Source organism: uncultured Anaerotruncus sp. (assembly GCF_902490045.1).
Taxonomy (GTDB): Bacteria; Bacillota; Clostridia; order Oscillospirales; family Ruminococcaceae; genus Anaerotruncus.
This window is the reverse complement of record NZ_CABUCJ010000002.1, coordinates 45,580-56,602: the sequence shown is the minus strand read 5'-3', so window position 1 is coordinate 56,602 and position 11,023 is coordinate 45,580. Positions and strand designations below refer to the sequence as shown.

Here is an 11,023-nt window from a genome sequence, read left to right as displayed (position 1 = left end):
AGTCTGCGGGTCTTGGCAAGGTACTCCCGGAGATTCCTAAGAACCCGGCGGAGGGTTCTTAGGCGCCCTTCTTTGGTTCCTTTCTTGGGCGAACAAGAAAGGAACTCGCTGTCGGTCGACTACCGACAAGCCCCCCGACCTCTGGGCGGAACATCTAAAAATCGCCGCCGGCCGACTACCGGCAAGCCCCCCCCGCCAGCAGGGCGGAAAATCTAAAACCTGAGCGCGGCGGAACGCGCAAGTAATTCCTGCCGCCGGCGGGCGGCAAACCCCGCGAAAGCTGCGCCGCTCCCCGAGCGGCCAATCAAGGGAGTGACAGCATGAAAAAGACAGTCCTTGGCGCGTTCTGGCTGGTGGCGGCGCTGGTGGTCGGCGCGCTGATCGCGGCGGCGACCGAGCGGATTCCCTTTTTGTCCTGGCTGGCCTTTGGCAGGAGCATCGGGCTGCCGGTCGAAAACCCGATGGTGCTCGACCTGTCGGTGATCCGGATCGCCTTCGGGTTTGAAATCGGTGTGACGGTCGCGCACATCCTCTGCTTTATCGGCGCGCTCTTCGGCTACAAATACACAGTGAAAAGGATGCATCTCAATGACGGACAACAAGGGCATGATCGGCATGGAAAACGCGGCGGGGACGGGTTTCCCGGAGAATCCGGGCGCTGAAATCGTCCTCGCCTCCCAGTCCCCGCGGCGGCGGGAGCTGCTGGGATTTCTCTTCCCGCGTTTTACGGTGCGGGTGTCCGAGGCGGACGAGACGCTCCCGCCGGACATTTCGCCCGCCGAGGCGGTCGAATCGCTCGCGCTGTGCAAGGCGCGCGCGGTGGCGAAGGACGCGCCCGGCGCGCTTGTGATCGGCGCGGACACCGTCGTGGCGGTTGACGGGCTTATCCTCGGCAAGCCGCGCGACGCGGCGGACGCGGCGGGGATGCTCAGGCGGCTGTCGGGGCGGACGCACCAGGTCTACACGGGGGTCGCGCTGCTCGGCGGCGGGCTGGAGGAGCGCTTCCATGAGCGCACCGATGTGACCTTCGCACCGCTCTCCGACGGGGAGATCGCATGGTACCTTTCGACGGGGGAGCCGTTTGACAAGGCGGGCTCCTACGGCATCCAGGGCTACGGCGCGCGGTTTATCGAGCGGATCTCGGGGGATTACTTCACCGTGATGGGCCTGCCGCTTCATGGGATCTATACAAGGATTGGCAGGTTTTACAAATCATTCGGCGCAAAATTACCGAATTATTAACAAACTAGCTGTTGTGCAACCCGGTCCCGCAAGGTATAATAGAACCTGTTAAAACGCGCTTTTGCGACACATTTCGATTGATCGTGCGGGTTTTCCGCAACAATACAAGGGGGACGTATCCATATGTTTTCAAAGGACATCGGCATTGACCTGGGCACCGCCAACACCCTCATCTTTATGAAGGGCAAGGGCATCATCATGCGCGAACCGTCGGTTGTGGCGGTCGACACCCGCAACGACACCGTCCGCTACGTCGGGCAGGATGCCAAAGAGGTCATCGGACGCACCCCCGGCAGCATTGTCGCGGTGCGCCCGCTCAAGGACGGGGTCATCGCCGACTTCGACATCACCGCGTCCATGCTCCAGATCTTCATCCGCAAGGTGTGCAACAACTCGGTGCTCGCGCGTCCCCGCATCATCATCTGCATCCCGTCCGGCGTCACCGAGGTCGAGCGCCGCGCGGTGCGCGAGGCGGCCTTCAAGGCGGGCGCCAAGCATGTTTCGATCATCGAGGAGCCGATGGCCGCGGCCATCGGCGCGGGCCTGCCCGTCGCCGAGGCGACCGGCAGCATGGTCGTCGATATCGGCGGCGGCACCAGCGAGGTCGCGGTGATCTCGCTGGGCGGCATCGTCGCGTCCCGTTCGGTCCGCGTCGGCGGCGACGAGCTGGACAACTCGATCATCCAGTACATCAAGCGCAAATACAACCTCCTCATCGGTGAGCGCACCGCCGAGGATATCAAGATCAACATCGGTTCGGCCTTCCCGCTCGAGGAGGAGGCCACGATGGACATCAAGGGCCGCGACCTGATGGACGGCCTGCCCAAGAACATCCAGGTCACCTCGGAGGAGATCCGCGAGGCGCTGGCCGATCCGCTGTCGATGGTGCTCGACGCGATCCGCACCACGCTGGAGAAGACCCCGCCCGAGCTGTCGGCCGACATCATCGACCACGGCATCACCCTGACGGGCGGCGGCGCGCTGCTGCGCGGGCTCGACCGGCTGATCGAAAAGGAGACGGGCATGCCGGTGCATATCGCGGAGAGCCCGCTCGACTGCGTGGCGATGGGCACCGGGCGCGTGCTCGACGACATCGACAGGCTGCGCGACCTGCTCGCGGACGACGCGAAATCCTACTAAGCGCGGCAGGGAAAGGAATCTGCATTGGGAGACTTCTTCAAAAGCAAGCGGTTCAAGATATTGCTCGTCGTGCTGGTACTGCTGCTGGCGTTCATGCTGCAGGCGGCCTGGACGGGCGGATTCTCCCCGGCCCTCTCACAGGCGGCCGGGGTTGTCGTCACGCCCCTGCAGAAGCTCTCCTCCAGCATTTCCGGCGCGGTGAGCGGCTATTTCCGGCGGTATGTCCGCGCCGACGAGATCGCCGCCGAAAACGAGGCGCTGCGCGCCGAAATCGACGAGCTGCGCCGCCAGGCGGTCAACTACGAGGAATACAGGCACGAGAACGAGGAGCTGCGCAAATATCTCGGCGTCGAGTTCCGGGAGGAGCATCCCGACTTTGAGGTCGAGCTGGCGTCGGTGGTCGCGCGCGACCCGGACGACCGCTTCTACTCCTTCACGATCGACCGGGGGTCCCTCAGCGGCATCGAGCCGCTCGACCCGGTGATCACCGCCGACGGGCTGGTCGGCGTGGTGCGCGAGGTGGGGGTCAACTACTCCAAGGTGGTCACCGTCCTCGACGTGTGGATCGACGTGGGCGCGCGCGACGTGCGCACCCGGGACATCGGCATCGTCACCGGCTCGATCGACCTCGCGGCGGACGGGAAGTGCCGCCTCAACTACCTGCCCCGCGAGAGCGGGGCCGCGCCGGGGGATATCGTCGTCACCTCCGGCATCGGGGACAGCATCTACCCGCAGGGGCTGCTGATCGGCAAGATCACCCGCATCGACAACGCGCCGGGAGACATCTCCCTCATCGCGGAGATCGAGCCGTTCGCCGACGTCCGCCGCCTGACCGACGTGATGGTCATCAAGTCGTTCAAGGGGCAGGGAGGCGCGCGGGATGAACAATAAAAAGTGGTTCCGCACGGCCAAATTCCTTACCTATATCGTGGTGATGGCGCTGCTCTACATCCTGCAGACCACCCCCGGCTTTCTGACGGTGTTCGGCGTAAAGCCGAACTTTGTCATTCCTGCGGCGGTTTGCATCGCCATGTACGAGGGGGAGTTCACCGGGGCGCTCTACGGCGCGCTGGCGGGGGTCCTCTGCGATCTGGGCGGCTACGCGCTCGCCGGCTTCAACGCCATGATCCTGCTGGCCGCCTGCACGGCCGTGGGGCTGCTGATCATCTATCTGCTGCGCCCCGGCGTCATCAACTTTGTCCTGCTGCTCTCCGCCGTGCTGCTCGCGCGCGGCCTGCTGGACTTTCTGCTCAACTATGTCATGTGGGGCTACGACCATGTGTGGATGGTGTTCGTCTACGACATCCTGCCCGGTGTCATTTACACCGTGGCCGTGTCGCCGCTGGTCTATTACCTCTACGCCGCGGTCCACGCCTGGTTTGAAGGGCGTATGGAGGCCTGACCCCGCGTCCCAAGGGAGAATCGGATGAAAACAACCGCAAAAAACCGGATGGTTATCATGACGGTGGTGCTGATTGTGGTGCTGCTGCTCTATTCGCTGCGCCTCATGCAGCTCCAGGTGGTCGAGGGGGAGGCGCTCGCCGCCCAGATGGAGCGGGTCCGCACGACCGAGCAGGTGATCAAGGCGGCGCGCGGGGAGATCCTCGACCGCAACGGGCGGCCGTTTGCCGTCAACACGATCGGCCGCGACGTGGTGATCAACATGGCCTTCCTGGAGAAGGGGACCACCAACGAGGTGCTCCTGCGGCTGATCCGCATCATGGAGTCGGCGGACGAGGACTGGATCGACAACCTGCCGGTCACGGCGGAGGCCCCCTTCCGCTTCAAGCCGGAGGACGCCTACGCGGCGGACATCGCCCGGCTCAAAAACGCGCTGGGGGTGGCCCAGTACGCGACGGCGGACGACGTGGTCTACCGCCTCAAGGAGAAATACGGCCTCTTCGAGCACGGGGACGGGGAGAACCCCATCCCCTACACCGACGAGGAGTTCCGCAAGATCGCGGGGGTGCGCTACGAGATGGACCGGCGCGGGTTCTCGATGTCGGTGCCCTACACCTTCGCGACCGACATCAAGATCGAGACGGTCCCCAAGATCAAGGAGCGCAGCTTCGAGCTGCCGGGGGTGGACGTGGTGGAGAGCACCATCCGCCAATATGTGAGCGGGACGGTGGCTCCCCACATCATCGGCCAGACCGGGCCGCTCTACAAGGAGCAGTGGGACGCGGCCGGCAAGGTCCAGAACCCCGATGGCTCGGTGTCCGCCCAGATCGGCGATCGCGCCTACAAGATGGACGACGTGATCGGCAAGTCGGGCGCGGAGCTCGCCTTTGAATCGCAGCTCAAGGGGGTCGACGGGTCCCGGCGGATCACGATGAACTCGTCGGGAGACGTGATCGACGTGGTGGAGGAGAAGGAGCAGGTGCCGGGCAAAACCGTCGTGCTCACGCTCGACTCCCAGCTCCAGAAGGTCGCGCAGGACTCGCTTGCGAGCAACATCCAGCGCCTCCAGGAGACCAAGGAGGAGCGCAAGGGCAGGGAGGCGAGCGCGGGCGCGGTCGCCGTGGTCCAGTGCAAGACGGGGGAGGCCCTCGCGCTGGCGACCTACCCCTCCTACGACCTGTCCGCCTACCAGCGGGACTACGACCAGATCGCGGCGGGGGAGAACCAGCCCCTCTTCAACCGCGCGCTCGACGCGGCCTATACCCCCGGCTCCTCCTTTAAGCCGGCGGTGGCGCTCGGCGCGCTCGCGTCGGGGACGATCACCCCGCGCACCCTCTACGACTGCACCTACGTCTACAACCGGTTCGCGCCGGAATATACCCCCCACTGCGAATCCGCCCACGGAAACGTGGACGTGGTGAACGCGATCCGCGGGTCGTGCAACATCTTCTTCTACGAGGCGGCCTACTACATGGGCATCGAGACGCTCGACGAGTACGCCGCGCGGCTCGGGCTGGGGGTGCCGACCGGCATCGAGCTGCCCGAGAACATCGGGCAGGTGGCCTCGCCGGAAGTCAAGGCCGCCTCCCCCGCCTACGCGGACGATCCCCAGTGGCGTCCGGGCGACGTGATCCAGGCGGGCATCGGCCAGCAGTCGACGCTGCTTTCGCCGCTCCAGCTCGCAAACTACACCGCCACCCTCGGCAACAACGGCAGGCGCATGGAGGTGACGGTGCTCAAATCGGTCAAATCCTACACCTTCGACGAGACGGTCTACGAGCACGAGCCGAAGGTCGTGGACGAGATCGACGCGCCCGAGGCGTTCCAGACGGTGCGCGAGGGCATGGTGGCGGCCTCCCGGACGGGCACGGCCTGGGCGACCTTCGCCAACTACCCGATCACCGTCGCCTCCAAGACGGGCACCCCCGAGCGGGGCGACGGGCTCTACAACTCGGTGTTCATCGCCTACGCGCCCGCCGAGGACCCTGAGATCGCGGTCGCGGTGGTCGTCGAAAAGGGCTGGGAGGGCTACCAGATCGCGCCGATCGCGCGCGACGTCTTCGACGCGTATTTCTTTTCGCGGGCCGGCGGGTCGTCGGACAATTACGGGGAGCTGCTCCCCTGACAAAAGGGAGGAACCGGCATGGCACAGGTGATTCTGGTGACCTCGGGGCGCGGCGGCGCGGGCAAATCGACCGTGTGCGCCTATCTGGGGACGGCGCTGGCCGCCTGCGGGAAAAAGGTTCTGCTGATCGAGGGGTCCCACCGCTCCCTCGACGTGCTGCTCGGCGCGCAGGACCGGGTGGTCTTCGACCTGGCCGACGCGCTCGAACGGCGGTGCGAGCTCGGGGAAGCGATGGTGGACGCCTGCGGCGTCCGGCTGCTCTGCGCGCCGCTGGATTTGCAGCCGATCGTCGACGGCGCGGCCTGCCGGGAGCTGCGGGCGGCGCTGGAGGAGCATTTCGATTTCATCCTGATCGAGGCGGACGGCGGCGACCGGGTGCGGCTGGCGGCCTTCGCGGCCAGCGCCGACCGGGCGGTGATTGTCTCGGCCGCGGACGCGGTGTCCGCGCGCGCGGGACGGATGGTGTCCGACTCGCTCGACGCGGCGGGCGTCGAGGATATCCGGCTGTGCGTCAACCTGCTCGCGCGCGACTTCCTGAAGCTGCGCCCCATCCCCGACCTCGACTGGCTGATCGACCAGGTCTGCGCGCAGCTTATCGCGGTGATCCCGTTTGACGAGGGGCTTGTCACCCCCGTGTCAATCGGTGAAAATATCAATTTGTCGAATGTATCCAAAATAATATTTGATAATTTTGCACAAAGGATTTTAGGGAACTATATTGATTTACTGGTCCAATAGGTGGTATAATGTATCTTGATGGTTTAGACTGTCAGAATTTGGATTTCGCCCGGCCATACAGAGAGAAAGAAGGGCGGCCCGTTTACAGAGAAGAGAGAAATAAACTGACGAGGGGCTTGGAGGAACGCCAATGAACATTGCATTGATCGCACACGACTCCAAAAAGGAACTGATGGTCCAGTTCTGCATCGCCTACTGCGGCGTCTTCAGCCGCCACAACATCTGCGCGACCGGTACGACCGGCAAGCTCGTCGCCGAGGCGACCGGGCTGGAGGTATCCCGCTTCCTGGGCGGGGCGCAGGGCGGCGACCAGCAGATCGCGGCGCGCATCGCCTGCAACGAGATCGACCTGCTGCTCTTTTTCCGCGACCCGATCCGCGCGAAGCCCAGCGAGCCCGACGAGGCGGGGCTTCTGCGCCTGTGCGACGTGCACAATATCCCCGTTGCGACCAACATCGCGACCGCTGAGGCGCTCATCCACGCGCTCGAGCGCGGCGACCTCGACTGGCGCAATATCGTAAATCCCCCCAAGCGGTAGGAGCCGCCATACCAGAACAGGCGCTGATGCGGGAGGAGTACCCGCGGACGGACGGACAGAGAGGGCGCGGCCGGTGAGAGGCGCCCACGTCGGAAATCCGCGGAGAAGACGCCCGCGGAGCCCGCCGCAAGGCGCGTGTCCCCCTGCGTTAAAGGGGTTTGAGCGGGGCGCTTTCGCGCCCAACAAGGGTGGCACCGCGCGGCACAACCTCGTCCCTTTGTACGGCATCGCCGTGCAGCCGGGACGGGGTTTTTCATTTTTGAAGGGGAGGCTTCCGGATGGACCGACGGATTAGGCATGCGCTCAGGGGGGCGCTCGGAATCGGCACCGGCATCATGCTGGGCGGCGCGCTGCTGCCCAGGCTGGCGGCGCCGCAGCTCTATAACGATACCTGGCCGCCGCTGGCGCTGCACTGCGCCCTCTACTTTCTGGTGGCGGGGCTCGTCGCCTTCGCTATCTTTTTCCTGTCCGGCCGAAAGCGGAAGTAAATGCGCGCGGGGCGCGGATTTTGCTTGACAGGCCGCGCCGGGGCGTATTATGATGTTACGGAGGTTTCGACGGATTCAGCCGCCCGGATGCGGGCAATGATCTGGATAAAAGGACGTCTATCTGAGGAGGAAACGCAATGGCATATCTGACGAGCGCGCCGCGCGGCACACAGGACGTGCTGCCGGCCGCGAGCGGCAAGTGGCAGTATCTTGAGGAGACGGCGCGGGACGTCGCGGCGCTGTGGGGCTTTGGGGAGATCCGCATCCCCACCTTCGAGCACACCGAGCTGTTCAGCCGCTCGGTGGGGGACACCACCGACGTGGTGCAGAAAGAGATGTACACCTTCAACGACAAGGCGGGCCGTTCGATCACCCTGCGCCCCGAGGGGACCGCGGGGGTCATGCGGGCGATCCTGCAAAACGGGATGCTCGGCGGCGCGCTGCCGCTCAAGCTCTGCTATCTCGTGAACTGCTTCCGGTACGAGAAGCCGCAGGCGGGCCGCCTGCGGGAATTCCACCAGTTCGGCGTCGAGATGGCGGGCGCGGCCTCCCATGTGGCGGACGCGCAGGTGATCGGCGTGGCGAAGGCGGTCTTCGACGCGCTCGGCGTCACCGGGCTGCGGCTGGAGCTCAACTCGATCGGCTGCCCGGAGTGCCGCGCCAGATACCACGAGGCGCTGAAGGCCTACTTCGCCGCCCACATCGGCGAGCTGTGCGAGACCTGCCGCGGCCGGCTCGAACGCAACCCGATGCGCATCCTCGACTGCAAGAGCCCCGTCTGCGCGGAGATCGCAAAGGACGCGCCCAGGGTGCTCGACTACATCTGTGACGACTGCCGCGCCCACTTCGAGGGCCTCAAGAAGGATCTCGACGCGATGGGCATCGCATATACCGTCAACCCGACGATCGTGCGCGGGCTCGACTACTACACCCGCACCGTCTTCGAGTTCGTCGCGACCGGCATCGGCGCGCAGGGCACCGTCTGCGGCGGCGGGCGGTACGACGGGCTGATCGAGCTGCTGGGCGGCGCGCCCACCCCGTCGGTCGGCTTTGCGATGGGACTCGAGCGGCTGCTGCTCGTCATGGAGCAGCAGGGCTGCGAATTCCCGCCCGAGCGGAACTGCACGATCTACATCGGCAGCATGGGGGAGGCGGCCTCCCTCAAGGCGGTGGAGCTCGCCGCCGGCCTGCGCGCCGAGGGGTTCTGGGCCGAGTGCGACACCGTGGGGCGCAGCGTCAAGGCGCAGATGAAATACGCGGACAAGCTCGGCGCGAAGCTGAGCTGCATCATCGGGGACAACGAACTGGCGGAGGGCAGGGCCCGCGTCAAGCGGATGGACACCGGCGAGGCGGCCGAGGTGCCGCTCGACGCGGAGGGCCTTCTCAAATACGTCTACCACAACATGCTCGACGCGGTGATCGACGCCGCGCCGGACGGCATGCCGGAATAATGAGGAACGAGGGATCAATGATGGATACCATGCAGGGACTGAAACGCACCAAATACTGCGGAGAATTCACCGCGGAAGACATCGGGAAGGAAGCGGTCGCCTGCGGCTGGGTGCAGCGCGCGCGCGACAAGGGGATGCTCGTCTTCATCGACCTGCGGGACCGCACGGGGATCGTGCAGCTCGCCTTCGACGACCGGACCGACGCGGCGCTGCGCGCCAGGGCGCAGACGGTGCGGTCGGAATTCGTGCTGATGGCGAAGGGCACCGTCCGCCGCCGCGAGTCGGTCAACCCCGACCTGCCCACCGGCGAGGTCGAGCTCTACGTCAGCGACCTGCGCATCCTCGCGAAGGCGCAGACCCCGCCCTTCGAGATCACCGACAGGACGAACGTCAAGGAGGAGCTGCGGCTCAAATACCGCTACCTCGACCTGCGCCGCAGCGAGATGCAGCACGCGATTCTGATGCGCCACAGGATCGTCAAGGCGGCGCACGACTACTACGACCGCAACGGCTTCCTCGAGATCGAGACGCCCGCCCTCATCAAATCCACCCCCGAGGGCGCGCGCGATTACCTCGTGCCCAGCCGGGTGCACCCGGGCTGCTTTTATGCGCTGCCCCAGTCTCCCCAGCAGTATAAGCAGCTGCTCATGCTGGCGGGCTGCGACCGCTACATGCAGATCGCGCGCTGCTTCCGCGACGAGGACCTGCGCGCCGACCGCCAGCCCGAGTTCACCCAGATCGACCTGGAGATGTCCTTCGTCGACGAGGAGGACGTCATGACGGTCAACGAGGGCTTCATGGCCCATGTCTTCAAGGAGGTGCTCGGCGTCGAAATCCCCACCCCCTTCCTGCGGATGCCCTACGACGAGGCGATGGAGCGGTTCGGCTCGGATAAGCCGGACACCCGCTTCGGCATGGAGCTCTGCAACCTCTCCGACCTGCTCGCCGGCTGTGAATTCAAGGTGTTCAAGGGCGCGCTCGAGGCGGGCGGCAGCGTGCGCGCCCTCAACGTCAAGGGCGCGGCCGACCGCCTCTCCCGCAAGGAGATCGACAAGCTCGTCGACTTTGTGAAGGCCTACCGCGCGGGGGGCCTCGCCTACACCCGCCTGACCCACGACGCGGAGACCTCCTCCTATGAGAAATTCCTCACCGACGCCGAAAAAGAGGCGATCCGCGGACGGCTCGGCGCGGAGAAGGGGGACGTCCTGCTCATCGTGGCGGACGGCAATAACCAGACGGTGTTCGACAGCCTCGGCGCGCTGCGCGTCGAGCTGGCAAACCGCCTCGGCCTCATCCCCGAGGGGAAATTCAACTTCCTGTGGGTGACCGAATTCCCGCTCTTTGAATACAGCGAGGAGGAGGGCCGGTATGTAGCCAAGCACCATCCCTTCACCCATCCGGCGTTCGAGGACATCGACAAGCTCGAGAGCGACCCGGGCGCCTGCCACGCGCGCGCCTATGACATGGTGCTCAACGGCTGCGAGGTGGGCGGCGGCTCGATCCGGATCAACACCCCCGAGCTGCAGGAGCGGATGTTCGAGGCGCTCGGCTTCTCGGAGGAGAGCGCCCGCGCCAAGTTCGGCTACCTGATCGACGCCTTTAAATACGGCGCGCCGCCCCACGGCGGCATGGCCTACGGCCTCGACCGGCTGGTGATGCTGATGCTCGGGAAACCCTCCATCCGCGACGTGATGGCCTTCCCGAAGGTGCAGAACGCGAGCGAGCTGATGACCCAGTGCCCCGCCGAGGTGGACGAGAAGAGCCTGCGGGAGCTGTCGATCGCGGTGACCGCGCGCGAAGAGGCGGAATAAAGCCGCGGGGGACGGAGAAATCCGTCCCCTTTCTGTTCTTTTTCTATTTTCCCCGCGTGTGTTATAATCGGTAAGGAAGCGGATTCAAT

General features: G+C 65.3%; 11 protein-coding genes. All 11 read left to right on the top strand.

The features are described from left to right. The first annotated feature begins 320 nt into the window (after positions 1–320). The 11 genes from RDM88_RS00595 to aspS all read left to right on the top strand — a co-directional run bounded on the left by RDM88_RS00595 (position 321) and on the right by aspS (position 10,934). On the top strand, positions 321–662 hold the full coding sequence (locus RDM88_RS00595; protein WP_308752149.1) for a DUF4321 domain-containing protein: 342 nt from the start codon (positions 321–323) through the stop codon (positions 660–662). After that, a complete protein-coding gene (locus RDM88_RS00590; protein WP_374045390.1) occupies positions 589–1,242 on the top strand; it encodes a nucleoside triphosphate pyrophosphatase in 654 nt (217 codons plus the stop codon). Before RDM88_RS00595 ends, RDM88_RS00590 begins: the two co-directional genes overlap by 74 nt. 123 nt (positions 1,243–1,365) lie before the next feature. Continuing rightward, a complete protein-coding gene (locus RDM88_RS00585; RefSeq protein ID WP_308752147.1) occupies positions 1,366–2,382 on the top strand; it encodes a rod shape-determining protein in 1,017 nt (338 codons plus the stop codon). Positions 2,383–2,406: 24 nt separating this feature from the next. Next, positions 2,407–3,273: a rod shape-determining protein MreC gene (mreC, locus tag RDM88_RS00580; protein ID WP_308752145.1), complete on the top strand. Its 867-nt coding sequence runs from the start codon at positions 2,407–2,409 to the stop codon at positions 3,271–3,273. Next, positions 3,263–3,784, top strand: coding sequence for a hypothetical protein (locus RDM88_RS00575; RefSeq protein WP_308752143.1), 522 nt, complete (start codon positions 3,263–3,265; stop codon positions 3,782–3,784). Before mreC ends, RDM88_RS00575 begins: the two co-directional genes overlap by 11 nt. A gap of 24 nt (positions 3,785–3,808) precedes the next feature. Continuing rightward, the gene (locus RDM88_RS00570; RefSeq protein ID WP_308752141.1) at positions 3,809–5,908 is read left to right on the top strand and encodes a penicillin-binding transpeptidase domain-containing protein; all 2,100 of its coding nucleotides are present in this window, start codon (positions 3,809–3,811) and stop codon (positions 5,906–5,908) included. 18 nt (positions 5,909–5,926) lie between these two features. Beyond that, positions 5,927–6,646, top strand: a complete 720-nt coding sequence (locus RDM88_RS00565; protein WP_308752139.1) for an AAA family ATPase — start codon at positions 5,927–5,929, stop codon at positions 6,644–6,646. Positions 6,647–6,776: 130 nt separating this feature from the next. Then, on the top strand, positions 6,777–7,184 hold the full coding sequence (gene mgsA, locus RDM88_RS00560) for a methylglyoxal synthase (RefSeq protein WP_308752137.1): 408 nt from the start codon (positions 6,777–6,779) through the stop codon (positions 7,182–7,184). A gap of 278 nt (positions 7,185–7,462) precedes the next feature. Next, complete coding sequence (locus tag RDM88_RS00555; protein WP_308752135.1) at positions 7,463–7,672, top strand: hypothetical protein; 210 nt, start codon at positions 7,463–7,465, stop codon at positions 7,670–7,672. Between the two features lie 137 nt (positions 7,673–7,809). After that, positions 7,810–9,123: a histidine--tRNA ligase gene (gene hisS, locus RDM88_RS00550; protein WP_308752133.1), complete on the top strand. Its 1,314-nt coding sequence runs from the start codon at positions 7,810–7,812 to the stop codon at positions 9,121–9,123. A 17-nt stretch (positions 9,124–9,140) separates the two neighbouring features. Next, positions 9,141–10,934 carry an aspartate--tRNA ligase gene (gene aspS / locus RDM88_RS00545; RefSeq protein ID WP_308752131.1) on the top strand — a complete coding sequence of 598 codons (1,794 nt, stop codon included), beginning with the start codon at positions 9,141–9,143 and terminating at the stop codon, positions 10,932–10,934. Positions 10,935–11,023: the final 89 nt, after the last annotated feature.

Excerpts from the sequence above, each read along its gene's own strand:
- RDM88_RS00595 (WP_308752149.1), top strand. The coding sequence starts at position 321 with ATGAAAAAGACAGTCCTTGGCGCGTTCTGGCTGGTGGCGGCGCTGGTG.
- RDM88_RS00590 (WP_374045390.1), top strand. The coding sequence starts at position 589 with ATGACGGACAACAAGGGCATGATCGGCATGGAAAACGCGGCGGGGACG.
- RDM88_RS00585 (WP_308752147.1), top strand. The coding sequence starts at position 1,366 with ATGTTTTCAAAGGACATCGGCATTGACCTGGGCACCGCCAACACCCTC.
- RDM88_RS00575 (WP_308752143.1), top strand. The coding sequence starts at position 3,263 with ATGAACAATAAAAAGTGGTTCCGCACGGCCAAATTCCTTACCTATATC.
- RDM88_RS00570 (WP_308752141.1), top strand. The coding sequence starts at position 3,809 with ATGAAAACAACCGCAAAAAACCGGATGGTTATCATGACGGTGGTGCTG.
- RDM88_RS00565 (WP_308752139.1), top strand. The coding sequence starts at position 5,927 with ATGGCACAGGTGATTCTGGTGACCTCGGGGCGCGGCGGCGCGGGCAAA.
- mgsA (WP_308752137.1), top strand. The coding sequence starts at position 6,777 with ATGAACATTGCATTGATCGCACACGACTCCAAAAAGGAACTGATGGTC.
- RDM88_RS00555 (WP_308752135.1), top strand. The coding sequence starts at position 7,463 with ATGGACCGACGGATTAGGCATGCGCTCAGGGGGGCGCTCGGAATCGGC.
- hisS (WP_308752133.1), top strand. The coding sequence starts at position 7,810 with ATGGCATATCTGACGAGCGCGCCGCGCGGCACACAGGACGTGCTGCCG.
- aspS (WP_308752131.1), top strand. The coding sequence starts at position 9,141 with ATGATGGATACCATGCAGGGACTGAAACGCACCAAATACTGCGGAGAA.